The sequence below is a fragment of the Lysobacter oculi genome, assembly GCF_003293695.1.
Classification (GTDB): Bacteria; Pseudomonadota; Gammaproteobacteria; order Xanthomonadales; family Xanthomonadaceae; genus Solilutibacter; species Solilutibacter oculi.
This window is the reverse complement of the sequence record NZ_CP029556.1, coordinates 428,104-448,758: the sequence shown is the minus strand read 5'-3', so window position 1 is coordinate 448,758 and position 20,655 is coordinate 428,104. Positions and strand designations below refer to the sequence as shown.

Annotated in this window: 26 protein-coding genes; 18 read left to right on the top strand and 8 right to left on the bottom strand. The window is 61.0% G+C overall.

Annotated elements, in window-relative coordinates; translation table 11 throughout:
• The first annotated feature begins 93 nt into the window (after positions 1-93).
• The 14 genes from DCD74_RS02120 (at position 94) to DCD74_RS02080 (ending at position 9,217) form a co-directional block, all read left to right on the top strand.
• A complete protein-coding gene (locus DCD74_RS02120) occupies positions 94-372 on the top strand; it encodes a BrnT family toxin (protein WP_112925865.1) in 279 nt (92 codons plus the stop codon).
• A gap of 5 nt (positions 373-377) precedes the next feature.
• Positions 378-605 carry a CopG family antitoxin gene (locus tag DCD74_RS02115; protein ID WP_112927619.1) on the top strand — a complete coding sequence of 76 codons (228 nt, stop codon included), beginning with the start codon at positions 378-380 and terminating at the stop codon, positions 603-605.
• A gap of 110 nt (positions 606-715) precedes the next feature.
• Positions 716-1,045, top strand: coding sequence for a hypothetical protein (locus tag DCD74_RS12465; protein WP_162615839.1), 330 nt, complete (start codon positions 716-718; stop codon positions 1,043-1,045).
• A 128-nt stretch (positions 1,046-1,173) separates the two neighbouring features.
• Positions 1,174-1,524, top strand: coding sequence for a hypothetical protein (locus DCD74_RS12460; protein WP_162615838.1), 351 nt, complete (start codon positions 1,174-1,176; stop codon positions 1,522-1,524).
• A 44-nt stretch (positions 1,525-1,568) separates the two neighbouring features.
• A protein-coding gene (locus DCD74_RS02110; RefSeq protein ID WP_112927513.1) for an IS3 family transposase occupies positions 1,569-2,668 on the top strand; the annotation gives its coding sequence in 2 pieces (ribosomal slippage) (positions 1,569-1,827 and positions 1,827-2,668; 1,101 coding nt in all).
• Between the two features lie 201 nt (positions 2,669-2,869).
• Complete coding sequence (locus DCD74_RS02105) at positions 2,870-4,156, top strand: hypothetical protein (RefSeq protein ID WP_112925864.1); 1,287 nt, start codon at positions 2,870-2,872, stop codon at positions 4,154-4,156.
• Positions 4,157-4,699: 543 nt separating this feature from the next.
• Positions 4,700-4,996 (top strand): hypothetical protein, encoded by a 297-nt coding sequence (locus tag DCD74_RS02100; RefSeq protein WP_162615837.1) that lies wholly within the window; start codon positions 4,700-4,702, stop codon positions 4,994-4,996.
• A 62-nt stretch (positions 4,997-5,058) separates the two neighbouring features.
• The gene (locus tag DCD74_RS12455; RefSeq protein ID WP_217424271.1) at positions 5,059-5,481 is read left to right on the top strand and encodes a hypothetical protein; all 423 of its coding nucleotides are present in this window, start codon (positions 5,059-5,061) and stop codon (positions 5,479-5,481) included.
• A 117-nt stretch (positions 5,482-5,598) separates the two neighbouring features.
• Complete coding sequence (locus DCD74_RS02095; RefSeq protein WP_112925862.1) at positions 5,599-5,934, top strand: hypothetical protein; 336 nt, start codon at positions 5,599-5,601, stop codon at positions 5,932-5,934.
• Between the two features lie 155 nt (positions 5,935-6,089).
• A complete protein-coding gene (locus DCD74_RS02090) occupies positions 6,090-6,368 on the top strand; it encodes a type II toxin-antitoxin system RelE/ParE family toxin (RefSeq protein WP_112925861.1) in 279 nt (92 codons plus the stop codon).
• Positions 6,368-6,661 carry a HigA family addiction module antitoxin gene (locus DCD74_RS02085; protein ID WP_112925860.1) on the top strand — a complete coding sequence of 98 codons (294 nt, stop codon included), beginning with the start codon at positions 6,368-6,370 and terminating at the stop codon, positions 6,659-6,661. Before DCD74_RS02090 ends, DCD74_RS02085 begins: the two co-directional genes overlap by 1 nt.
• Positions 6,662-6,768: 107 nt before the next feature.
• On the top strand, positions 6,769-7,383 hold the full coding sequence (locus DCD74_RS12450) for a hypothetical protein (protein WP_162615835.1): 615 nt from the start codon (positions 6,769-6,771) through the stop codon (positions 7,381-7,383).
• Between the two features lie 169 nt (positions 7,384-7,552).
• Positions 7,553-8,086 carry a hypothetical protein gene (locus DCD74_RS12445; protein ID WP_162615834.1) on the top strand — a complete coding sequence of 178 codons (534 nt, stop codon included), beginning with the start codon at positions 7,553-7,555 and terminating at the stop codon, positions 8,084-8,086.
• Positions 8,087-8,248: 162 nt separating this feature from the next.
• Positions 8,249-9,217 (top strand): integron integrase, encoded by a 969-nt coding sequence (locus DCD74_RS02080; protein ID WP_112925859.1) that lies wholly within the window; start codon positions 8,249-8,251, stop codon positions 9,215-9,217.
• Between the two features lie 411 nt (positions 9,218-9,628).
• Here DCD74_RS02080 and DCD74_RS02075 read toward each other — a convergent pair whose 3' ends face one another.
• From DCD74_RS02075 to rpsP, 5 genes are all read right to left on the bottom strand, one after another.
• Positions 9,629-10,033, bottom strand: coding sequence for an RNA-binding S4 domain-containing protein (locus DCD74_RS02075; RefSeq protein WP_112925858.1), 405 nt, complete (start codon positions 10,031-10,033; stop codon positions 9,629-9,631).
• A 61-nt stretch (positions 10,034-10,094) separates the two neighbouring features.
• The gene (rplS, locus tag DCD74_RS02070; protein WP_112925857.1) at positions 10,095-10,499 is read right to left on the bottom strand and encodes a 50S ribosomal protein L19; all 405 of its coding nucleotides are present in this window, start codon (positions 10,497-10,499) and stop codon (positions 10,095-10,097) included.
• Between the two features lie 112 nt (positions 10,500-10,611).
• Positions 10,612-11,346 (bottom strand): tRNA (guanosine(37)-N1)-methyltransferase TrmD, encoded by a 735-nt coding sequence (gene trmD, locus DCD74_RS02065; RefSeq protein WP_112925856.1) that lies wholly within the window; start codon positions 11,344-11,346, stop codon positions 10,612-10,614.
• Between the two features lie 6 nt (positions 11,347-11,352).
• Positions 11,353-11,877, bottom strand: a complete 525-nt coding sequence (gene rimM / locus DCD74_RS02060; protein ID WP_112925855.1) for a ribosome maturation factor RimM — start codon at positions 11,875-11,877, stop codon at positions 11,353-11,355.
• A 44-nt stretch (positions 11,878-11,921) separates the two neighbouring features.
• A complete protein-coding gene (gene rpsP, locus DCD74_RS02055) occupies positions 11,922-12,179 on the bottom strand; it encodes a 30S ribosomal protein S16 (protein WP_112925854.1) in 258 nt (85 codons plus the stop codon).
• A gap of 190 nt (positions 12,180-12,369) precedes the next feature.
• Here rpsP and DCD74_RS02050 point away from each other — a divergent pair, with 190 nt between their 5' ends.
• Positions 12,370-14,190: a DUF2334 domain-containing protein gene (locus tag DCD74_RS02050; protein WP_217424270.1), complete on the top strand. Its 1,821-nt coding sequence runs from the start codon at positions 12,370-12,372 to the stop codon at positions 14,188-14,190.
• Between the two features lie 39 nt (positions 14,191-14,229).
• Here DCD74_RS02050 and DCD74_RS02045 read toward each other — a convergent pair whose 3' ends face one another.
• From DCD74_RS02045 to ffh, 3 genes are all read right to left on the bottom strand, one after another.
• On the bottom strand, positions 14,230-15,252 hold the full coding sequence (locus DCD74_RS02045; RefSeq protein WP_162615833.1) for a M48 family metalloprotease: 1,023 nt from the start codon (positions 15,250-15,252) through the stop codon (positions 14,230-14,232).
• Position 15,253: 1 nt separating this feature from the next.
• A complete protein-coding gene (locus DCD74_RS02040) occupies positions 15,254-16,342 on the bottom strand; it encodes a YjgN family protein (protein ID WP_112925852.1) in 1,089 nt (362 codons plus the stop codon).
• 101 nt (positions 16,343-16,443) lie between these two features.
• On the bottom strand, positions 16,444-17,805 hold the full coding sequence (gene ffh, locus DCD74_RS02035; RefSeq protein WP_112925851.1) for a signal recognition particle protein: 1,362 nt from the start codon (positions 17,803-17,805) through the stop codon (positions 16,444-16,446).
• A 78-nt stretch (positions 17,806-17,883) separates the two neighbouring features.
• Between ffh and DCD74_RS02030 the strand changes: the two genes are divergently transcribed.
• From DCD74_RS02030 to DCD74_RS02020, 3 genes are all read left to right on the top strand, one after another.
• Positions 17,884-18,672, top strand: a complete 789-nt coding sequence (locus DCD74_RS02030; protein ID WP_112925850.1) for a cytochrome C assembly family protein — start codon at positions 17,884-17,886, stop codon at positions 18,670-18,672.
• A gap of 83 nt (positions 18,673-18,755) precedes the next feature.
• Positions 18,756-19,205 carry a MarR family winged helix-turn-helix transcriptional regulator gene (locus DCD74_RS02025; protein WP_112925849.1) on the top strand — a complete coding sequence of 150 codons (450 nt, stop codon included), beginning with the start codon at positions 18,756-18,758 and terminating at the stop codon, positions 19,203-19,205.
• Between the two features lies 1 nt (position 19,206).
• Positions 19,207-20,655 carry an efflux transporter outer membrane subunit gene (locus DCD74_RS02020; RefSeq protein WP_112925848.1) on the top strand — a complete coding sequence of 483 codons (1,449 nt, stop codon included), beginning with the start codon at positions 19,207-19,209 and terminating at the stop codon, positions 20,653-20,655.

Below are 20,655 nucleotides of genomic sequence, written 5' to 3'. Positions count from 1 at the left end.
CTAGCGTGTAGCACAACGCCGTGCCACTACGCAGCGCGGCTTAACTCAGGCGTTAGGTCTTGCAAAAGCGTCGATCATCCATACAATGTACAGATGATCAAGTTTGAGTGGAACCCGGCCAAAGCCGCCTCAAACCTCAAGAAACACGGCGTTTCCTTCGAGGAAGCCCAGACCGTGTTCTACGACGAATTCGCCGTTCAGTTCTACGACGAACCGAACTCGGAAGATGAAGACCGCTTTCTCATGCTCGGAATGAGCAGCGGAGCACATCTTCTCCTCGTTTGCCACTGTGCGCTTGACGGTGGCGACATCATTCGCATCATCTCTGCACGCAAAGCAACGAAGCAAGAAAGCTCCCACTACGAGCAGTGACCGCCATGAAAACTGAATACGATCTCTCCAAAATGAAATCCCGCAAGAACCCTTATGCGGCCAAGCTCAAGAAGCCCGTTTCTATGCGTCTCTCGGAAGACGTAGTTGACTACTTCAAAGGCATGGCAAATGAGGCGGGCGTTCCTTACCAAAGCCTAATCAATCTGTACTTGCGCGACTGCGTAATGAAGCACCGCAAAGTGCAGATTGCCTGGCCGAGTAGCAAGACCTAACAATTCGTTCAAGCCGAAACCGCTTCGTTCCAGCAAGGGCATGGCAGAAAAAGCTTGCCACGCCCTTGCCTCCACTATGCGTTTCGGCTTAACTCAGGCGTTAGGGCCCAATGACAAACTCATCGCTGCGGACACAAATATTTCTTGCTGTGTGCGGATTATTTATCGCCGGAACGGCTGCATTCGGCATCAAATACAACTCGCCACAGTTCGACTCCACGTTTAAAAGTTTTGGTGTCGAGACATCAGGCATTACAAAATTCTTGATCGCAAACCCAAACTTCGGCCTCATCGCTCCGGCTCTTGTTATTCTGGTTGTCGCATTGCTCAGAAAGCGTAGCTATTTCGGCTGGATGGCTTTGACTACTGGCATTGCATCTATGCTTGTTGCGACAGCCGCTTTCTATCTTCCTGTTTTTCAGTTGTCATCGGTCGTGTAATGCTGACCTGGCCCTAACAATTCGTTCAAGCCGATGGCGCTTCACGGCCACAATTTTCTAAGGTAAGGTTCTTGTCCAATTGTGGCCGTGCAGCACCACGGCTTAACTCAGGCGTTAGGCGCGTCATCATGACCAATCGCTATCTCCCATACGTGGTTGCGCTTCTCCAAGCGCTTATCCTTTTCGCAGCCATTCGGGATCTGAGATTCGTGGCTATCTTCATGATTGGGACGATCGCCACGCTTATCTGGATGCAAATGCGTCAACCTCATCTAGGGCGCAATGCTATCTGCATCATCATTGTCTTGCTGCCATCCATCGCACTTACTGCCGCGGTTACTATTTCGATTTTTCTAGGCCACCTAGGCAGTACGGCATCGCTCGGTATTGCTTTGTGGCTCTTTTTAAGTTGGGTTGTGCAGCCTGTATTTTGGGGCTTTTCCCGTCTCTACCATCGACGTCCCCCCACCTTTGAGTAGCGCCGCGATCTGGAGTCCAATCCCCAACGACAAGGAGATTGGACGTGAAGAAGCGTTTTACCGAAGAACAGATCATCGGCTTCCTGCGTGAGGCCGAGGCCGGCCTGCCGGTCAAGGACCTGTGCCGCCGGCACGGCTTCAGCGAAGCCTCGTATTACCTGTGGCGCAGCAAGTTCGGCGGCATGAGCGTGCCCGACGCCAAGCGCCTCAAGGAGCTGGAGGCGGAGAACACCCGGCTGAAGAAGCTGCTGGCCGAGCAGATGTTCGAGAACGACGTGATCAAGGACGCCCTGCGAAAAAAGTGGTGACCGCACCGGCTCGACGCGAGCTGGTGCGGCATCTGGTGGACAAGGGGCTGAGCGAGCGACGATCGCTGGCGGTGGTGCGCATGAGCGCCAGCGCCTACCGCTATGCGCCGCGTCCGGACCGCAACGTCGAGCTGCGGGCGCGGATCTTGGCGCTGGCGCGGCGGCACAAGCGCTACGGCGTCGGGATGATCCACCTCAAGCTCAGGCAAGCGGGGCTGCTCGTGAACTACAAGCGCGTTGAACGGCTGTACCAGGAGGCGAAGCTGCAGGTGCGGCGCCGCAAGCGCAAGAAGGTGTTGCCGGGCGAGCGCCAGCCGCTGATCCGGCCGCTGGCGGCCAATCAGGTGTGGTCGATGGACTTCGTGTTCGACCGCACCGCCGAAGGTCGGGTCATCAAGTGCCTGACGATCGTCGACGACGCCACCCACGAGGCCATCGTGATCGAGGTCGAGCGCGCGATCTCCGGACTGGGCGTGACGCGCGTGCTCGACCGTCTGGCGCTCACCCGCGGCCTACCGCAGGTGATCCGCACCGACAACGGCAAGGAGTTCTGCGGCAAGGCTATGGTCACCTGGGCGTACGAGCGCGGCGTGCAACTGCGCCTGATCCAACCCGGCAAGCCGAACCAGAACGCCTACGTCGAATCCTTCAACGGGCGCCTGCGCGACGAGTGCCTCAACGAACACTGGTTCACCCACCTGCTGCACGCCCGGACCGTCATCGGAACCTGGCGCCGGGAATACAACGAGGATCGGCCGAAGAAGGCATTGGGCGGACTGACACCGAGCGCCTACGCAAAACAACTGGCATCCACTACCATCAACCCCGGACTCTAAATCGCCCCGCTACTGAAAGCGGGGGGACGTCGCCATGACAACTATGTCGGTAGACACGCCTAACAATTCGTTCAAGCCGATGGCGCTTCACGGCCACAATTTTCTAAGGTAAGGTTCTTGTCCAATTGTGGCCGAGCAGCACCACGGCTTAACTCAGGCGTTAGGCCTCACTATCGAGTTTCTCGCCAAATGAACACATGCATGACGATCACTTGCTCAACTTGCGAGCAAGATACGGACTGTCGAATCGGCTATTCGAATCGCCTTATTCAACCACTTCAGTTCTCATGTCCTCATTGCCATTCATCAATTGAGGTGACTTTAGATACGTCCAATGCTCCCCAGTCGGGGTTCTCGTTCAACGGATGCCATCCATCAAACAATCAACCAGACGGGCCATTCGATGGCGCAAATCCGTTCGTTGATCTTCACCTCGACTTCCCGGTGATGTTTGGTGCTTATGTGCCTGGCCTAACTCCGTGGTTTGCATCTCTCAATCAACTGGATGAGGTGACTGGCGACCGCAATAAGTCGCTTCAACTCTCCATGTTTCATTCCGCAAGGCTCAACATCCTCAATGAGCTTTATCCAAAAGCTGAAGAATTAAAGAGAATCATCAATCTCTATCATGGAGCGAACAAGCAACTCTTCCAGAAGCGAGCAGCCGAGTTCCTTGGCGAAGAGCAAGAGAAATCCATACTGCAGCAGGATCTTAACGCCACGCTCTATCGAGTGATTGCGAAGGCTTTTTTTCCTTTCGTGGTGCATGAACACGGCAAGGAGATATCCGAGGAGCTACCGAAACTTCTGTATGAACTTGACCGAGAGCAACTCGATTCGTTCATTGAAGACATCTTCAGCTCTGGATTCCTTACATCTCTGCAAAGAGACTGCTTGCGCATATACCCGCGCGTATTTGATGCGGAGATCCCGTTTAGACCAGCGCTCTTCCTAGATTTTTTCGAAGGCGAACAGTCTGATTTGGTAGCGGGAAGAGTCTCCTCTCAGGACTTTTTCAGCCTGAAAGATCTTTACAAGGACATCCTAGAAATAATTGCGCGGCAGATCGTATTGGTCGCTGGAATCAACAATCTTTACCACAGAGGAAATTTCAATTCCTTCAAGGCTATTGACGGCGGCGCTCTTAGTAGCCTGCAAAAGCTTTCAGAGAAAACGCTGTCTGACAAATTTAAGTACCTTGACGACTGTTGGTACAACTTGGCCACAACTGATTTGAATCTCGGCCTACGCAATGCAGTTGCCCACAACAACATCAACTACAACAGTGAAACACAGACCGTCACATACTACCCAGAAGGCGGCAGGCTGGCAGCCACTGAGGGGAAAGAAATCAGCTTTCTAGCATTCATGCGATCCCTCCTTCTGGCTTTCAGAGAAATGCACAATTTGCACCACGTCATCAAATCTCTGTACTACTACAAGCTCCTTGTCCAGGATCGTGGCGCTCATGAAAAGCGTGAGGCCTAACAATTCGTTCAAGCCGAGCCCGCTTCGCGGCCTCGACTTATGTGCTAGCGTTTAGCACATCGCTCGGCCGCAAAGCGGCCCGGCTTAACTCAGGCGTTAGGCTGCAGAAATGAAAGGCTATTCGACTTGTAGTAAGTGCTCTCTCTCATACCGGCAAGACCTCACTTATTGTCCACGTTGCCGTTATCGCAATTGGCTGAAAATTTCACTACTCGGAGTTGCAGTTGCAGCAGTTGGAGTTGCGTTCGGCTTCAGCATAAATTACGGCCCTGACGAACCCCTTTCATGGCTGGCCTTTGGCACTGTTCTCTTTGGAATCTTGCTGGGGTTTGTCGGAATTTTGGGTGGATGGGTTTCTCTGTTTCGATCCTACAGAGTTAAACGACCTTCAAGGTCAGCTTCTTGATGCTTTCGGTCTGAAGCCTAACATTTCGTTCAAGCCGAGCCCGCTTCGCGGCCTCGACTTATGTGCTAGCGTTTAGCACATCGCTCGGCCGCAAAGCGGCCCGGCTTAACTCAGGCGTTAGGCCGCTGCGACAGATCATGGATAACCCGTACGAAAGCTCGAACACCGACTTGCCGCCGCAGCAGCGCGCCCAGCCAATGTCCGCGTTTTCCGTTGGCGCGATTGCGTTTGCCGCCGGCTATCTGGCAACAATCGCGCTTTGGTACTTCACGCTTCCGAGCCCGGGCGAATGCCCTCCGCCCTGCGACGGCCCGGGTATGGTTCTCGCGGGCATCATCATCTTTGGCGGCCCGCTCGTGGGGATTGTCTTCGCCGGCGTCGCTCTCTCAGTGCGGGCGTTTGCCATGTGGCGGAATCGAAGGCATGCGGCCTAACAATTCGTCCAAGCCGACGCCGCTTCGCGGCGCGGCTTAACTCAGGTGTTAGGTTGCAGATCATGGTCCCTCGCAGCGTCCTTCTCGTTTCCCTCATCACCTTTGCTGCTTGCAATGTCTTGCCTAGACAAGATGTTAAAACAGATAAGCAGCTTCTCGACATCTATTTTCAGACTTTACGAAGAGAAGCGCCAAGGAAATTCGCCATCGAGGATACAGTTCCAGACAAATATTTGGCTGCTCTAAGAATGATCGCCCCTGTTGTGGACAGATCTAATCTGTCAGACGACAAGTATGAGATTGCACCTACGGGCGCAATCGTTCGGAAAATTGATATCTCAGGCGATCAGGCCAAGGTCACAATGACTTTCGGGCCGATGTACAAGAACGCAAATTTAGACTGTGGCACTACGGACTCAATTCAGTTCACTTTCAAATCCGGCAAATGGATTCCAGGCGACAGTATCGAATCTGTGGTCTGCTAGCCTGCAACCTAACAGTTCGTTCAAGCCGACGCCGCTTCGTGGCTCGGCCTTATGTGCTAGCTTCTAGCACAACGCCGTGCCACTACGCAACGCGGCTTAACTCAGGCGTTAGGCGGCATGCCCGATATCATCGCTACCCTCTACCAGATCTGCGTTCGTTCAAAGCCAGATGACGCGTTCATCCATGAGTTCAACAGCATAGTTTCACTGTGCCATGAAAATGAAATAGGACCACTTATTGATCGACTGGCTGTTCATATAGCCAAAAAAGCTATTAATCAAGATGCCCCTTTTGAAGAACTCGATAAGGCCATAAATAACTTGGCTGGGTATGCCATATCCAAAGACAGGGTTTCAAATAATATGTGGGAAATCTATCTCGTGTTTGACGACGCAGAACTTGGAGATGACGGCTGGCAGCGGTTAGTACCAAACTTGAAGAAAATTATGTGAGTGCCGCCTAACAATTCGTTCAAGCCGAACCTGCTTCGTGGCCCGGCTAACGTGGTAGCGTGTACCACATCGCCGTGCCACTACGCAGGTCGGCTTAACTCAGGCGTTAGGCTGCGCGGTGTTGCGCATCGCGCAACACGCTGCTAGACTAGGCCATGATCAAGTCGATCCGACACAAAGGTCTGGCCAAGCTCTACGAAAGTGGCAGCACCGCTGGCGTCCAAGCAGCCCACGCTAAACGGCTTCGACTTCAGCTTTCTGCCCTGGACACAGCCCAAGTCATCGACGACTTGAACATTCCCGGATTCGGCCTCCACCCGCTCAAGGGCAAATTGAAAGGGCGCTGGTCAATCTGGGTCAACGGCAATTGGCGCCTAACCTTTGAGTTCAAAGACGGACACGTCTACGTTCTCGACTATGAGGACTATCACTAATGAGCATGCACAATCCTCCCCACCCCGGTGAGTTCATCACTGGCATCTACCTGGAGCCGAACGGGATTAGTGGTCGTGAACTTGCGGCTAAGCTGGACGTCGCTGCGTCTACCTTGAGCCGCGTGCTCAATGGCTCCAGCCGGATCACTCCAGAAATGGCTCTGCGCCTATCCAAGACGCTTGGACGTACGCCGGAAAGCTGGCTCGCCATGCAAGACAATCACGACCTTTGGACTGCTCGTAAGACTGTCAATCTCAATCGGGTTGTCAAACTCGAAATGCACGCAGCCTAACAATTCGTTCAAGCCGAGCCCGCTTCGCGGCCTCGACTTATGTGCTAGCGTTTAGCACATCGCTCGGCCGCAAAGCGGCGCGGCTTAATTCAGGCGTTAGGTGGCTTGTGAAGACTCTCGCTATCTTGCTGGCAGTTCTCATATCTCCAGCAATTGCCTCCGAGCCCCAGTTCAAGATCATCCCCGCAGAGCCGTTACAACAATTCATGGCTTTCGGGCGTATCACTGATGGATTCGAGGCTGAAATGCGCAAAGCAATCGCCAGAAGTCCGAACCTAAAACGTGTTTACATCGAGAGCACTGGCGGCAAGACCCTGGAGGCCAAGCGCACAGCGCAACTGTTAAATACGCACGGAATCACTATTCGCGTCGCTGGGAGATGCGCCAGCGCATGCGTCGGCCTGTGGGCTGCCACTGATCGGCGAGAGCTCACAGCAACTGCTCGCCTTGGGTTACATGCCGGCATTCCCGTCAAAAAGGCACCTGGCGCATTTGAAGCCATCGCATCTCCCGCCCGCATGAAATTGGCAGATGACATGCTGCGCCACGCGGGGTTCTCCGAACGCTTGCTCGCTAAAGCCCGCAAGGTTCCACCCAACTCCATTCTCTGGCTCACCCCAACAGAACTGGCAGCAGATGGCGTCAGGTTCACGTTAACGAGCCCGCCACCTAACAATTCGTTCAAGCCGAGCCCGCTTCGCGGCCTCGGCAGAGCGCCGTAAGATGGTCACTCAGCCGTGGCCGCAAATCGGGCCGGCTTAACTCAGGCGTTAGACGTTGGGATGTCGTTCAGTAGAGAGCATGCACCAATGAAAATCATGGGGCTGTGAACCTAGCGCGCTCGCGTTAAAGAAATAATCACCAGAATACATCAGCTCTTGGAAGCTTCACATGCAAAATCATCTAAAACTAGCGGCGCAATTCAACATTATTTTGGGCTGGATCGGCATTGGATTGACCGTACTGGCATGCTCATTGATTTTTATATTTTACGCCGCATCCGGCGGGAGCATAAAAGACTTGACGGCCGGAGACACCGCTGGAGACTGGATCAGATCACTAGGCCTTTTGGCGTTCGTGTTGGCAGCTCTACAACTTACTTTCTCAATAACTCAAATATCAGGAGGAAAGAAATTACTTGCGGGAGAGAAAGATATGACTGGACTAATGATAGTCAGCATCATCTCACTATTGGCATTTCCAATAGGAACGATTGTCGGCGCATACACTCTTTGGGTCGTCTCCGCGAGTAAAGAATTACTGGTAGATCCATCGACAGTTAAACATCCACACGCAGAGCTGATGGCACAAGAAGGGATCGCGTACAACGGCCGATATTATGCCGTCGGCGAAATGCACTTTGACAAAGCAGAAGACGCTTTCGCTTACGCCCGCCACCTTAAACAGCGAAATATAAAAATGTAAACGTCTAACAATTCGTTCAAGCCGAGCCCGCTTCGCGGCCTCGACTTATGTGCTAGCGTTTAGCACATCGCTCGGCCGCAAAGCGGCCCGGCTTAACTCAGGCGTTAAATCGCATTAATTCAACTATCGCTAACGTAAAGACTCCACACACGGAGTCTCGCAATGACGAAACCACGCTTGTTGATTCAACTTGTCGACAAAATCACAACTCGTGGCTTGTCCAGATCAACGAAAAGTGTGTACGCGTATTGGGTGCGAAGTTTTATCGTGTTTCATCGAATGCGCCATCCAAATGAGATGGGAAGAGCGGAGGTTGCAGCCTACCTCACCTTTTTAGCCAAGAGTCAAAAGGTATCCGCGTCGACCCAGAACCAAGCCCTCGCTGCAATACAGTTTCTCTATCGACATGTGCTCGAAAAAGAACTCGGGACCGTCGACGCGATCCGGGCGAAGCGCTACAACCGCATACCCGTGGTGCTTAGCAAAGCGGAGATCACCACGCTTTTCAGCCAACTTTCTCAGCCAGCGCGCCTGATCTGTGAATTGACTTATGGTGCCGGGCTGAGAATATCCGAAGCACTTTCTTTGCGGGTGAAGGACATCGACTTCGGAGCATCAAGGGTGATGGTGCGGGACGGAAAAGGCCGTAAGGATCGACTCACGCTACTTCCGATCAATCTCAAGCACTCACTTCGAAATCAATTGATGCTGGCCAAACGATTGCATACCGACGATCTCAGAAACGGACTTGGGAGTTGCGTAATGCCAGAGTCCTACGGCCGTCGTAAGCAGAAGATGAGCAGGGATTTCATTTGGCAGTTCGTATTTCCGTCTCGTGCCACATTCCGCGACAGCATCTCCGGTATCAGCGGCCGCTGGCATGTCAACATTTCGACCATTCAGAGATCCGTACAGCTGGCCGCCAAGAATGCAGGGATATTGAAGCGTGTAACACCACACGTACTCAGGCACTCGTTTGCCACGCATCTATTGAAGGCCGGCACTGACATTCGGACGATTCAGAAACTCCTGGGACATAAAGATTTGAATACCACCATGATCTATGCCCATATCAACGATAACGAGGCAATCTCTGCCGTGAGCCCGTTCGATTCCCTCATGCGCGCGTAGTCCCTATCAAAGACGACATTGCTTCACTACGCCGGTTCATGTGATTGCGTGCAGCGCAGAGCCGCATCTGAAGACAGGGAAATGTCCGCCCCAGTGTTGAATTACACGCTCAAGATCCCTTCGCAATCTCAAGGGAAGACGTCAAACGCCTGGGCCTCGCTTACTCATCTGCGGCGGTATCGCAGCTGCCTTGCTGTGCCACAAGGACCGCCGAAAGGACGCAGGCTGCGTAATAGCCCAAGCAGATCAACGACAAAGCGGCACGCGTCCCTCAACAGCCGAATGCAGCAGCAGATACAGGACCAACTGCAGGCTCATGAACAATTACTGATAGAACGTGCCGGTTGCAGGCCCTGCGTTGATCTGCTCCGAACGAAGGAGACTGCACCAGCACAAGGATGGCCGGCGCAGTCACATCGCATCGATATCCCCCAGCGCCCGAATCAGTCGCCTGGCACGCTTGTCGGGCTTGGTTTCCGGTGGGCTGTAACCCGCCCTCGCCGCCCGCATCTCGGCCTTCTGGCTTTCGCGCAGTGCGCGGGAGGCCTCGCTTTCTTCATACAGCTTCTGTGCCTCGCGGGCAGGGCCTCGGGTGGGCGCCAAGTCCGCGATCTTCACCTCGAAGACTTCATCACCTTTACGGATTTTCAGCCCCAAACCCGGCTTGACGAGTCGCGAAGGTTTCGCCGCCTGCCCTTCAACCTGCACGCGCCCGTGCTCGATCGCTTCCTTCGCCAGGCCACGCGTCTTGAAGAAGCGCGCTACCCAAAGCCACGCATCCAGTCGCATTTCCGTGGGTGGTGATGCTGACTGCATCGCAGGCCCAAATGCAAACGGCCGCGCGAGGCGGCCGTTGCAGGATCGATATCCGATCGGATTACTCGGCGGAAGCCTTGGCTTCGGCCTTGGCCTTGGCGACGGCAGCCAGATCCTCGCGGATACGGGCAGCCTTGCCTTCCAGACCACGCAGGTAGTACAGCTTGCCGGCGCGGACGGCACCACGGCGCTTGACCGTGACCGAATCAATGGCGGCGCTGTGGCTCTGGAAAACGCGCTCGACGCCATAGCCGTGCGAGATCTTGCGCACGGTGAAGGCGGAGTTGAGGCCGGCGTTCTTCTTGGCGATGACCACGCCTTCGTAAGCCTGGACGCGCTCGCGGTTGCCTTCCTTCACCTTGACGTTGACCACGACGGTGTCGCCGGGGCCGAATTCGGGGAGCTTGCGCTCGGCCTGGGCCGATTCGAACTCGTTGATGAGGTTGTGCAGAGAGGGCTTGCTCATGGGATTTGCCTGTGTATTTGTGGTTTGTCAGCGCGAGTGCACGTGGACCCGCGTCTGGGCTGGTGGAACGAAGCCGCCAAGTATAGCGGAATTTCTCTATTGCAACAGGGGGTTAGGTGGATTCCCCACTGTCTTTCAGGGCAGCGGGTGAAGCCGGGCTGGCCGGGGCCGCCCCAAGCAGGTCCGGCCGGCGCTCGCGGGTACGCGCCAGCGATTGCGCATGCCGCCAGCGGGCGATGTCGGCATGGTTGCCGGACAGCAGCACCTCGGGCACCTCGCCATAGGGGTGCTGGAGCGGCCGCGTGTAGTGCGGGCAGTCCAGCAGGCCGTCTTCGAAACTGTCCTGGGCGGCCGATTCCGCGTCATTCAGCGCGCCATCCTGCAGGCGGGCGATCGCATCCACCAGCACCGCCGCACCCAACTCGCCGCCGGAAATGACGTAGTCACCCAGCGAAATTTCTTCGTCCACCTCGCGCTCGATGAAGCGCTCATCCACGCCTTCGTAGCGGCTGCAGACCAGCACCAGGCGCGGCATCGCGGCCAGTTCGCGGACCCGCGCCTGCGTCAGCGGCGCACCTTGCGGGCTCAGGTGGATGACATGGGCCGGCCGTTCGTCCGCGGCGCGGGCAGCCGCCAGCGCACGCGCCAGCGGGTCGATCATCATCACCATGCCGGGACCGCCACCGAACGGACGGTCATCGACGCGCCGATAGCCGCCTTCCGCATAATCACGCGGGTTCCAGGCCTCGATGTCGATCAGGCCGCGCTCGCAGGCACGCCCGAGCACGCCGAATGCCACGACCTGGCGGATGAAATCAGGAAACAGGGTGAGGATGTCGAAGCGCATGGCGCCTCAGAACTCCGGATCCCAGTCGACAACGACGAGGCCGGCATCGAAATCTACGCGGGTGACGACGTCGGGCTGGACGAAGGGAATCATCCGCTCGCGCTCACCCTGCACGGTCAGCACATCGTTCGCGCCGGTCGAGAACACATAGGCGACGTGGCCCAGCGGCAGGCCTTCGACCGTTTCCACGCGCAGGCCTTCCAGATCGACCCAGTAGTATTCGCCGGGCTTCGGGGGCGGCAGTGCATCGCGCGGCACGTAGATTTCGGTGCCCCGCAGGGCCTCGGCGGCATCGCGATCCTCCACGCCGGGCAGTTGCGCGACGACGCCCTTGGCGCCGCTGCGGCCACGCGCACCGCTGAGTTCACGCTCAATGCCTCGCGCATCGCGCAGCAGCCACGGCTGGTAGCGGAACATCGCCGTTTCCGGCTCGGTGTGGGACTGGATTTTCACTTCCCCACGCACGCCAAACGCACCCATGACCGTGCCGATCAGGATGCGTTTGGAGTGGGTTTCGACGGGAGCGGACATGCGGGCTGCCGTCTCTGCGATGGGCCGCCGGAGCGGCCGCAGGCTCAGGCGGCGGCCTGGGCCTTGGTGGCTTCCTTGTACAGGGCGCCGACTTTGTCGGTCATCTGGGCGCCGTGGCCAACCCAGTGCTTGACGCGCTCGAGGTCCATTTCGACGCGCTTCTCGTTGCCCTGGGCAACGGGATTGAAGTAACCGACGCGCTCGATGTTGCGGCCGTCGCGGGCGCTGCGGCTGTCGGTGACGATGATGTGGTAGAAGGGGCGCTTCTTGGCGCCGCCACGGGTAAGGCGGATCTTGACCATTGCTTTGACTCGTGTTGCCCAGCTGCCGGGATGGCAGGGTAAGCCCGCAAGTATAGCCAAAGCCTGTCCGCCCAGCCAATCCCCCATACGCCTCCGCGTAGTTGCATCGACTGATCACCCGGCGTATTTTGCGTTCCATCACAATTTGCTTGTGATATGAATCACAATTCAGGACGAAGCAGGGGGGAGCATGATGGACGGAATCTCGTATCCGAAATGGCTGGCGCTGGCTGTATTGATCGTCGGCATGGTGCTGGCGCCCGAGGGTCAGGCCGACCCCGGCAAGCATAAGGGTCCCGCGCTCAAGGGCGAACGCTCCAGCACGATGCTGCGCGACCTGCCCGCGCCGCCACGGGCGAAGGAATCCCGCCTGCCCAAGTCCAAGCTGCAGAAGGCCAGGCCCGACAACGTCCGCAAGCTCAAGCTCGGTCAGGACCAGTCGCTGTTGCGCCCCGCCGCAGGCAGCAGCCTGGCGCTGGCCGCCGCGACATCCCGACTCTATTTCGGTGCACCCGGTTCGCCGGCCGATCGCAGCACGCTGGTGCTGTACGACGACGGCGGCAGCTGGGGCTGGCTGGGTGAGGCCTACGCGCTGCAGAGCGCGCAACTGGCATCGCATGGCGGTGCGTACACCTTCCACCCGGTGCGCACCTACACCGCCGGCGAGATGACCGGCTACAGCGCGGTGGTCTACGTCGGTTCCACCTACGACGAACCGATTCCCGTCGCCTTCCTCGATGACGTGCTCGCCGGCGGCCGCCCGGTGCTGTGGATGAACTTCAACATCTGGCAGCTGGTGGCGCGCGCGCCGGACTTCGCCGCCCGCTTCGGCTTCCAGCCCCAGTTCATCGATTTCTCCAGCCAGGTCGCGGTGGCCTACAAGGGCGCCGAGCTGACCCGTTCGCCGGAAGCCTGGAACAACGGCCTGCTGCAGATCAGCGTGACCGACCCGCTGCTGGCCACCGTGCTGGCGCAGGCCAAGCGCGACGATGGCGTGTATTCGCCGTGGGCGGTGCGCGGCGGCAACCTGACCTACATCGGCGAGATTCCGTTTTCCTATGTCGGTCCGGATGATCGCTATCTGGCCGCCGCCGATCTCATCGCGCAGCAGGCCAACCCGAACGGCCCCGACCGCAAGCGCGCGCTGGTCCGCATCGAGGACGTGGGCCCGGATGCCGACCCCGCCGAGCTTCGCGCCATCGCCGATCTTCTCTACGCGCGTCGCATCCCGTTCTCGGTGGCGGTGTACCCGGTCTACAAGGACCCGAACGGCGCCTACAACGGCGGCGTGCCGGTGACGGTCAAGATGTCGCGCGCACCGGCGGTGGTGTCGGCGCTGCGCTACATGCAGGCGCGGGGCGGTACGCTGATCATGCACGGCTACACGCACCAGTACGAAGCCCGCCTCAACCCCTACACCGGGACCAGTGCGGACGACTTCGAGTTCTACCTGTCGCATGTCGATGCCGATGACTACGTCCGCTACGACGGCGCCGTGCCGCTGGACAGCGCACGCTGGGCCGACCAGCGCCTGGCCAACGGGCTCAACGAGTTCACCGCCGCCGGGCTGGGCAAGCCGACGATCTTCGAGTTCCCGCACTACGCCGGCTCGGCGCTCGACTACCAGCGCGTGCGCCTGAAGTTCACCACCCGCTACGACCGTGGCCTGTACGCGGCCAACTGGTGCCCGGGCGGCAACTGCGGCACCGGCACGCCGGACTACACCCGCATCCACGGCCAGTACTTCCCGTTCCTGGTGCGCGACATCTTCGACACCATCGTGATCCCGGAATCGCTCGGCAACATTGAGCTGGAAGCGGCCAACCACCATCCGCCGCGCTACCCCGCCGACATCCTGGCGACCGCGCAGCGCAATGCCGTGGTGAAGGACGGCGTGCTCAGCTTCTTCTTCCACCCCTATGTGCCGGTCAGCTATCTGGGCCAGGTGGTGGATGGCATCCGCGGACAGGGCTACCAGTTCGTCAGCGCCAACCAGGTGCGCGCGCCCTGAAGTGACAACGGGAGGGGGGATGGGCGGCGAAGCCGATGATCAGGGCTTCGCCGCCGCGGCCTCGGCGGCCTGGACGCGTTCGCGGCTCGGCGGATGCGTGGACATGTAACCGATGATGCCGTCGTCTTCCCCGTCCATGCCGTGCGCTTCCATGAGCCGCTTCATCATCGTGGCGAAGTCGTGCGGCGAACGGCCATGGCGCTTGAGCAGCGCGAAAGCGTAACGGTCGGCCTCGCGTTCGTGCTCGCGCGAGAAGCCATTGCTGAGCAACGTGGCCGGCAACGACACCGCCAGCGACGAACCCGACGCATCGCCCAGCATCAACCCGGCCAGCACGAACACCGACGAACTTTCGATCGCCCCGCGCATGCCGTGGCGATGGACGTGATGACCGGCTTCGTGGGCGAGCACGGCGAGCAGTTCGTCATCGGATTTCGCCAGCGCCGCCAGCTGGTCGGTCATGTAGATGCGGCCATCGGGCAGCGCGAAGGCATTCGGCCCGATGCCCGGCGCATCCACCAGGTTGAGCCGCATGTCGCCGGCGCGCGGCTCGTTCGCGATCAACGCGCGGAACTTGCTCTGCAACGCCTGCTGGCGTGCGGCGGGCAGGCGCGAAGGGTTGAGATGGAAGCGCTCCAGCACCTTCACCACCTGGTCGCTGGCGTTGCGTTCGACCGCCGGCGGGATGTGGTCGGCGATGCGCTGCGCGACCCACGGCAGGCCGAAGCGCCAGAAGCCGAGGATCACCGCCACCGTCATCACCGCCGCCACCGCGATGGCGTATTTGCGGCGCTCCAGCCAGTCGGCGATGGCTTCCACCCGGCTCGGCGGCCGCGGGAACCAGTCGTCCATCAGCGGGCCGTCGGCGACTTCGATGCGCCCGCCATCCGGCAAGGTCAGCGTGCGCGGCGTGCGGCCCAGTCGCGGACTGATGCGGATGTCGGCCAGCGGCCATTCCGGCGAACCATCGGCGCCCGACTCGATGCGCAGAACCTCGCCCACGCGTGCAAGCCGCACCTGCCGGACGCGGCTGCTGCGTCCATCCGACCACTGCGCATCCATGTCAGATCCCGAAGTCGAGGCCGGCATCGAGCGCATCGACCAGCTCTGCGCCGGTCGCGCCCGCGTGCATGTCGGAGGCCGCGGCGAAGTCGTCCAGGTCGCCCAACGACAACAACATGAAATGGTCGGCGCGATAGCGGGCCAGCCGGATCATCGCCCACGGCACCGCCAGCCCCACCGTGCAGATGATCGCGACGGTATTGCTGAAGTAGAGCCAGAACACGTCGCGCACGCGTAGGGTGGAGTCGAAGGTGTGCGGCCCGAGCGAGGCGTTGCGCCACATCAGGTTGGTGTAGCGGACCTTGAGGAAGGTCATGGCGAAGAACACGCCGCCGTAGAACAGCGCCAGGAACGCGATCATCGCCGCGCCGAAGGCGTCCTTGTCGGCACCGGCATCCGAGCCCTTGGCGGTCACGGCGAGCAGGATCACCACCGCGATCACCCCGGCGATGCCCATGCCGACCGCCAGCAGGTAGGACGGGTAGTACTGGCCGGCATAGGCACGGAAGGTGAAGCGCTTGACGCCGTAACGATGGCCTTCGACCACGAATTCCTGCTGCTTCACCTTGGCCACCGGGTACAGCAGCGTGCCGCTCATGCTGACCAGGATCTGCCAGAGGAAGAACGGCATGTAGGCCTCGCTGACCGGCTGGTCGAAGCGGAACGACAGCCCGCGCCAGACCGAGTTGCGCGCGCGGAAGCGCAGGCTGAGCACGATGAAAGCCGGCATCGCCACCATCACCAGCATGATCAGCCCGAAGTACAGCAGCGGCATGAACTTGGAGGCGAGGCCCAGGGTGATGACGACCGCGTAGGCGATCAGCCGGCCCTTGAGGATGGCGATGGGATCGGCGGTGTATTCGAACGACGCGCCGGCCAGCCGGGTGTTGCTGTAGAAGTAGCGCTCGGTGCGCACCTTGGCCCAGGCCGAATAGATGCCGAGCGTCAGGATGCTGAGGATGACGTTGACGATCCAGATGCCGAAGTATTCGCCGGCCTGACCCGAGAACTGCGGGCGGTGCCGGCTTTCCGGCAGCGGTGGCGGGCCACCGGGCCCAGGCTGCGCGTCCGGCCAGATGCGGTATTCCATGCAGCGTCCCCTTTCGTCCTTGCCGGCCACCCCTGGCCGGTTCACCCGCGCACGTTATCGCATCCCCCGCGCCCGCCGAAGCCGCGGCGGATGCGCCGCGATCAACGGAACGGCATGCCGCCGCCCATCATCCCGCGCATGCCCCGCATCATGCCCTTCATGCCGCCACGGCCCAGCTTGCCCATCATCTTTTCCATCTGCTGGTATTGCTTGAGCAGGCGGTTGACGTCGGCGGGCTGCATGCCGGCACCGCGCGCGATGCGGGCGCGGCGCGAGCCGTTGAGCAGGTCCGGGTTGCGGCGTTCCTTCAGCGTCATCGAATTGATGATGGCGATCATCCGCGGCACTTCCTTGCCGGTGACCTGGCTCTTCACGTTCTCCGGGATCTGGCCCATGCCCGGCAGCTTGTCCATCAGGCCGGTCAGCCCGCCCATGTTCTGCATCTGCTCAAGCTGGTCGCGCATGTCGTTGAGGTCGAAGCGCTTGCCCTTCTGCACCTTCTCGGCGAGCTTGGCGGCCTTTTCCTTATCGACGCCGGCTTCCACCTGCTCGACCAGCGACAGCACGTCGCCCATGTCGAGGATGCGGCTGGCGACGCGATCCGGGTGGAAGACATCCAGCCCGTCGGGCTTTTCGCCGACGCCGATGAACTTGATCGGCTTGCCGGTGATGTAGCGCACCGAGAGCGCCGCGCCGCCGCGTGCATCGCCATCGGTCTTGGTCAACACCACGCCGGTCAGCGGAAGCGCCTCGCTGAAGGCCTTCGCCGTGTTGGCGGCGTCCTGGCCGGTCATGGAGTCGACGACGAACAGGGTCTCGACCGGATTCACCGCGGCGTGCAGCGCCTTGATCTCGGCCATCATCGCCTCGTCGATGGCGAGGCGGCCGGCGGTATCGACGATCAGCACGTCGGCGAAGGACTTGCGCGCGGCATCGATGGCGGCGCGGACGATGGCTTCCGGCTGCTGCCCGGCATCGGACGGGAAGAATTCCGCGCCGGTCTGGCCGGCCAACGTCTTCAACTGCTCGATGGCGGCCGGACGATAGACGTCCGCCGACACCACCATCACCTTCTTCTTGCGCTTCTCGCGCAGGTGCTTCGCCAGCTTGCCGACCGTGGTGGTCTTGCCCGCGCCCTGCAGGCCGGCCATCAGGATCACCGCCGGCGCCGGCACGTTGAGGTTGAGGTCGCTGGCCTGCGCGCCCATCACGTTGGTCAGCTCGTCGCGGACCACCTTGACCAGCTGCTGGCCGGGGGTGAGCGACTTCATCACTTCCTGGCCGAGCGCGCGCACCTTGATGCGCTGGATCAGCGCCTGCACCACCGGCAGCGCGACATCGGCCTCGAGCAGCGCGATGCGGACTTCGCGCATGGCTTCGGTGATGTTGGACTCGGTCAGGCGGCCACGGCCGCGCAGGCGGTTGATGGTGCCGGACAGGCGTTCGGTCAGCGATTCGAACATGGGAAAGCGGCCTTCAAATACAGCGCGCAAGTATAGCCGTCGCTGACTTGGGCCCGCCGCGCATGCGACACTGGCGCGATGCTCGCCGCCCTTGCCGCCGTTGCGCTGTACCTGGTCGCCGCCGCCCTGCTCGGGCTGTCGCTGCGGCGCACCGAGGCGTCCGAAAACCGTACCTGGCTGCCGGTGGCCATCGTGGCGATGCTCTTCCACGGCGAGATCCACGCCGAAGCCTGGCGCGCCGGCCAGGGCCCGGACATGCATTTCTTCGCCGCCCTGTCGCTGTCGGCGCTGGGCATGGCCGCACTGACCAGCCTGTTCGCGATGCGTGGGCGGATGTCGGCGCTGGGCGTGATCGTCTTCCCGCTGGCCGCCGCCTTCGGCCTGGCCTACGAACTGCACGGCCACGCCCGGCCGATGCCGATGGACTGGCGCCTGCAGCTGCATGCCTGGTGTGCGCTGCTGGCCTACGCCACGCTGGCGATCGCCGCCCTGCTCGCCATCCTGCTGTGGGTGCAGGAACGTGCCCTGCGCCGCCGCGATTTCCACCGCTGGCTGCGCGTGCTGCCGCCACTGACCGAGCTGGAAACCCTGCTCTTCCGCACCATCACGGTCGGTTTCGTGCTGCTCACCGCGACCCTGCTGACCGGCATGCTGTTCGTCCACGACCTGTTCGGCCAGCACCTGGCGCACAAGACCGTGCTGTCGATCATTTCGTGGCTGATCTTCGGCGTGCTGCTGTTCGGCCGCTGGCGCTACGGCTGGCGCGGCCGCACCGCCGTCTTCGCCACGCTCTGGGCGATGCTGCTGCTGTTCCTGGCCTTCTTCGGCAGCCAGTTCGTCTACGACTTCCTCCTGCACCGGCGCTGATCCGGGCCCGTCCGGCAGCGCGCTTCCTGTTGGCTAGATATTTGCCTTGACAAATATTGCGCGGGCTATATGATGCCGGCCTCATGAACAAGCCCCTCCCCACCTGCTCCGGTTCCTCGCTTGGCCTGCTGCTGCGCCAGGTGCGCGATGCCACCCGTGCCGCGCTCGAAGCCGAACTGGCCCGCGACGGCCACAACATCACCCTGAGCCAGTACATCACCCTGAAAAAGCTGGCCGAGGGCGAGGCCAGCCCGGGCGAACTGGCGCGCGCCGCCGAACTCAACCCCGGCGCGATGACCCGCCTGCTCGACCAGCTGGAAAAGAAAGACCTGCTGCGCCGCGTGCCCGACCCCACCGACCGCCGTGCGTTGCGCATCGAGCTGGCCGAAGACGCCCGCGCCCTGATCCCCGCGATGCTGGCCTGCGCCGACCGCGTCCGCGCCCGTGCGCTAGCCGGCATGAGCGAGGCCGAACAAGACCATTTCGTGCGCCTGCTCGAGCAGGTACGGCACAACCTGACCGACGAGGCCTGAGATGCCGCTTCCCCATTCCCTTCCCGCCGGCCGCCATGCGCTGGCCGCCCTGGCGATGACGCTCGCCGTGGCCGGCTGCGCCAGCACCCACGGCATGGCGCCGCAGTCCACGATGCGCGACAGCGACCGGCTGCAGGCCGGCGAATCGCTGGCACAGGTCGATGTCACCCCGGCCGCCTGGCCGGATGCCCGCTGGTGGCAGTCGCTGGGTGATGCGCAGCTGGACGCGCTGATCACCCGCGCGCTGGCAGACTCCCCCGGTATCGAGGCCGCCGACGCCCGCCTGCGCAAGGCGCTGGCCCAGGCCGGCCTGGCCGAAGCCGGCCTGCTGCCGACGCTCGGCGCATCGGCCCAACACACCCACATCGACCTGCCCGATTCGCTGCCTTCTCCGCTCGGCGGGATGACGGTCGGCTCCAACATGCTGTCGCTGCGCTTCGACTGGTCGCCCGACCTGTGGGGCGGCAAGCGCGCGCGTTACCAGGCCGCACTGGGCAGCGACCGCGCCACCGAGGCCGAGACCCAGGCCGCCCATGCCACCCTGGCCGGCAACATCGCCCACGCCTATGCCGCGCTGTCGCAGGCGCATGCGATGCAGGATGTCGCCGCCGCCGAGGCCGCCCGCAACGCCGGGCTGCGCAAGCTGTCGGAACAGCGCGTGCGCGCCGGCATCGACAACCGCATCGCGCTGGAACAGATCGTCAGCGCCGAAGCCGCCGCGCAGGCACAGGCGAAAGCCGCCGGCCAGCAGATCGACGCGCTGCGCAACACCTTGGCGATGCTGGTCGGCCAGGGCCCGGACTTCGGGCTGACCATCGCGCGGCCCAGGCTCGACACGCCGGCCATCGCCGTGCCGTCGGTGCTGCCGAGCGATCTGCTGTCGCGCCGCGCAGACGTCACCGCCGCGCGCTGGCGCGTCGAAGCCGCATCGAACGGCATCAAGGCTTCGAAGGCCGACTTCTATCCCACCATCAACCTGGCCGCGATGGCCGGTCTGGTCGGCCCGCTGTCGAGCCTCTTCCAGCGCCAGTCGGCGTTCGATTACGTCGCCCCGGCCATCACCCTGCCGATCTTCGACGGCGGCCGCCTGCGCAACCAGCTGGCCAGCAGCAACGCGGATTTCGATCTGGCCATCGCCAACTACGACCAGACCGTGCTGGCCGCGCTGCGCGAGGTGGTGGATGCCACGCAGTCGGCGCGCACGCTGGAGGCGCAGATCAGCGAAACCCGCATCGCCCGTGACGCGGCGGCCAAGTCCGCCACGCTGATGCGCCAGCGCCGGCAGGCGGGACTCGCCAACCAGCTCGACGTGCTCAACGCCGAAAAGCCGCTGCTGCAGCTCGACCAGCAACTCGCCACGTTGCGCGCGCGCCGGATCGACGCCGCCATCAACCTCGACATCGCGCTCGGCGGCGGCCTGCCCGTCACCGCGCCCACCGCACACCAATAA

Excerpts from the sequence above, each read along its gene's own strand:
- DCD74_RS02120 (WP_112925865.1), top strand. The coding sequence starts at position 94 with ATGATCAAGTTTGAGTGGAACCCGGCCAAAGCCGCCTCAAACCTCAAG.
- DCD74_RS02115 (WP_112927619.1), top strand. The coding sequence starts at position 378 with ATGAAAACTGAATACGATCTCTCCAAAATGAAATCCCGCAAGAACCCT.
- DCD74_RS12465 (WP_162615839.1), top strand. The coding sequence starts at position 716 with ATGACAAACTCATCGCTGCGGACACAAATATTTCTTGCTGTGTGCGGA.
- DCD74_RS12460 (WP_162615838.1), top strand. The coding sequence starts at position 1,174 with ATGACCAATCGCTATCTCCCATACGTGGTTGCGCTTCTCCAAGCGCTT.
- DCD74_RS02105 (WP_112925864.1), top strand. The coding sequence starts at position 2,870 with ATGACGATCACTTGCTCAACTTGCGAGCAAGATACGGACTGTCGAATC.
- DCD74_RS02100 (WP_162615837.1), top strand. The coding sequence starts at position 4,700 with ATGGATAACCCGTACGAAAGCTCGAACACCGACTTGCCGCCGCAGCAG.
- DCD74_RS12455 (WP_217424271.1), top strand. The coding sequence starts at position 5,059 with ATGGTCCCTCGCAGCGTCCTTCTCGTTTCCCTCATCACCTTTGCTGCT.
- DCD74_RS02095 (WP_112925862.1), top strand. The coding sequence starts at position 5,599 with ATGCCCGATATCATCGCTACCCTCTACCAGATCTGCGTTCGTTCAAAG.
- DCD74_RS02090 (WP_112925861.1), top strand. The coding sequence starts at position 6,090 with ATGATCAAGTCGATCCGACACAAAGGTCTGGCCAAGCTCTACGAAAGT.
- DCD74_RS02085 (WP_112925860.1), top strand. The coding sequence starts at position 6,368 with ATGAGCATGCACAATCCTCCCCACCCCGGTGAGTTCATCACTGGCATC.
- DCD74_RS12445 (WP_162615834.1), top strand. The coding sequence starts at position 7,553 with ATGCAAAATCATCTAAAACTAGCGGCGCAATTCAACATTATTTTGGGC.
- DCD74_RS02080 (WP_112925859.1), top strand. The coding sequence starts at position 8,249 with ATGACGAAACCACGCTTGTTGATTCAACTTGTCGACAAAATCACAACT.
- DCD74_RS02075 (WP_112925858.1), bottom strand. The coding sequence starts at position 10,033 with ATGCAGTCAGCATCACCACCCACGGAAATGCGACTGGATGCGTGGCTT.
- rplS (WP_112925857.1), bottom strand. The coding sequence starts at position 10,499 with ATGAGCAAGCCCTCTCTGCACAACCTCATCAACGAGTTCGAATCGGCC.
- trmD (WP_112925856.1), bottom strand. The coding sequence starts at position 11,346 with ATGCGCTTCGACATCCTCACCCTGTTTCCTGATTTCATCCGCCAGGTC.
- rimM (WP_112925855.1), bottom strand. The coding sequence starts at position 11,877 with ATGTCCGCTCCCGTCGAAACCCACTCCAAACGCATCCTGATCGGCACG.
- rpsP (WP_112925854.1), bottom strand. The coding sequence starts at position 12,179 with ATGGTCAAGATCCGCCTTACCCGTGGCGGCGCCAAGAAGCGCCCCTTC.
- DCD74_RS02050 (WP_217424270.1), top strand. The coding sequence starts at position 12,370 with ATGATGGACGGAATCTCGTATCCGAAATGGCTGGCGCTGGCTGTATTG.
- DCD74_RS02045 (WP_162615833.1), bottom strand. The coding sequence starts at position 15,252 with ATGGATGCGCAGTGGTCGGATGGACGCAGCAGCCGCGTCCGGCAGGTG.
- DCD74_RS02040 (WP_112925852.1), bottom strand. The coding sequence starts at position 16,342 with ATGGAATACCGCATCTGGCCGGACGCGCAGCCTGGGCCCGGTGGCCCG.
- ffh (WP_112925851.1), bottom strand. The coding sequence starts at position 17,805 with ATGTTCGAATCGCTGACCGAACGCCTGTCCGGCACCATCAACCGCCTG.
- DCD74_RS02030 (WP_112925850.1), top strand. The coding sequence starts at position 17,884 with ATGCTCGCCGCCCTTGCCGCCGTTGCGCTGTACCTGGTCGCCGCCGCC.
- DCD74_RS02025 (WP_112925849.1), top strand. The coding sequence starts at position 18,756 with ATGAACAAGCCCCTCCCCACCTGCTCCGGTTCCTCGCTTGGCCTGCTG.
- DCD74_RS02020 (WP_112925848.1), top strand. The coding sequence starts at position 19,207 with ATGCCGCTTCCCCATTCCCTTCCCGCCGGCCGCCATGCGCTGGCCGCC.